This is a genomic window from Mycobacterium sp. Marseille-P9652, assembly GCF_902652685.1.
Lineage (GTDB): Bacteria > Actinomycetota > Actinomycetes > Mycobacteriales > Mycobacteriaceae > Mycobacterium.
Window position 1 is genome coordinate 1 of record NZ_CACRUY010000122.1, and the last position, 1,526, is coordinate 1,526.

General features: G+C 72.7%; 3 protein-coding genes. 1 reads left to right on the plus strand and 2 read right to left on the minus strand.

Going from position 1 to position 1,526, the window contains the following annotated elements:
- On the minus strand, positions 1 to 314 hold a 314-nt coding region (locus tag GPY60_RS27815; protein ID WP_370462839.1), incomplete at its 3' end, for a glycosyltransferase.
- A 124-nt stretch (positions 315 to 438) separates the two neighbouring features.
- Between GPY60_RS27815 and GPY60_RS26440 the strand changes: the two genes are divergently transcribed.
- Entirely contained in the window at positions 439 to 834 is a 396-nt protein-coding gene (locus GPY60_RS26440; protein ID WP_156690651.1) for a hypothetical protein, read from the plus strand.
- Positions 835 to 948: 114 nt separating this feature from the next.
- On the opposite strand, the gene GPY60_RS26445 is transcribed toward GPY60_RS26440, so the two are convergent.
- Positions 949 to 1,526 (minus strand): DUF3060 domain-containing protein (locus tag GPY60_RS26445; RefSeq protein WP_156690650.1); only part of this gene is annotated, 578 nt, incomplete at its 5' end.

Genomic DNA, 1,526 nt, shown 5'->3' on the forward strand with positions numbered 1-1,526 from the left:
AGCCCCGGCACCGGCCGCCGGCGGCCGGTCACCAGGTCGGCGCCGCGGTCCAACTCGCCGACCAGCCGGGGCAGGTCGGCGGGATCCATCGAGCCGTCGGCGTCGATGACCGCCACCACCGGCGTGGGCGCGGGGGGCACGCCCGCGGGCCCCGCCGGGCCGACCGGCCCGTGGGCCGCCCCCGTCTCCCCCACGGCCCCCACCGCCCCGACCGCCTCCCCCGGGCGGGGCACCAGCGGCGCCACCCGCGGCCCCGCAGCTGCCGGCGCAGCAGCCCGCCCAGCCGCCGCTGACGATGTACCTGCACTTCCCATTCGTCACGGTGCCGATCCCGATCACGCCGCCGGCGCCTCCGCCGCCCGCGCCGTGACGTCGTGGCGCGCGGTCCGAACCGGGCGCACACTGGGCAGTAACGCTATGAGCCATGAGGAGGCCGCGGTGGGCGAGTACGGTGCCTTCGGATTCGATCCCGAAGAATTCGATCGAGTCATCAGGGAGGGCAGCGAGGGGCTGCGCGACGTCTTCGAGCGGATCGGCAGGTTCGTCGGCGCCCCCGGGGGGCGGGGCGGCTGGTCTTCGATCTTCGAGGACATCTCGGGGCGGCCCCGGACCGCGCCGGAGACGACGGGTGAGGCCGGTGACGGCGTGTGGGCCATCTACACGGTCGACGCCGACGGCGGCGCCCGCGTCGAGCAGGTGTACGCCACCGAACTCGACGCGCTGCGGGCGAACAAGAACAACGTCGACCCGAAGCGCAAGGTCCGGTTCCTGCCCTACGGGATCGCGGTGAGCGTCCTCGACGACGACTCCGAGGAGTCGGGCGAGTCCGGCTGACATCGTGAGCTCTGCGGCCGCGGCCCTTCGAGCGCCGAGACTGCGCTCAGGGCTGTGTTTCGCCGCCGATCATGACCGCCACGGCAATCTCGGCGCCGAGGAAGCAGGCTCGGACTAACCCTGCTCCACCACGTTCGAGCCCCCGGCGTTGCTGACCTTCGGGGTGCCCGAGTGATAGGTGACCTTGTTGTTGAAGCCCGAGGCGTCGATGGCGTCGACGGCGTCCACCGTGATCGCATTCTGAACGCCGGACACGGTGAGGCGGGCGCAGTGGCCGCTGATCGTCACCGTGTTGGACACCCCGCTGACGCTGACGACGCTGTCGTTGCAGGCGATCGTGCGGTTCTCGTTGATGCCCGAGACGCTGATCTTTCCACCCGGTGGTGGCGTCGGTGACGTGGAAGGAGTCGGGGACGCCGACGGGGACGGCTTGGTGGTTCTGGTCCTGCTCGGCGAGGGGCTGGTGGTGCTCGGCGCCGAGCTGATGGTCGGCGGGGACTCGATGATCGAGCGGACGCCCGACATCTGGTGCGCGGCGAAGGCGGCGATGCCGCCGGCGAGGGCCAGTATGCCGACGACGATGACCGTGCCCAGGATCCACCACGTCCGGTTGCCCGACGGGCGCTGCGGCGGCTGACCGGGGTACCCGCCGCCGTACGTCCACGGCGTGGGCGGCGGGGGGGGGGGCTGGC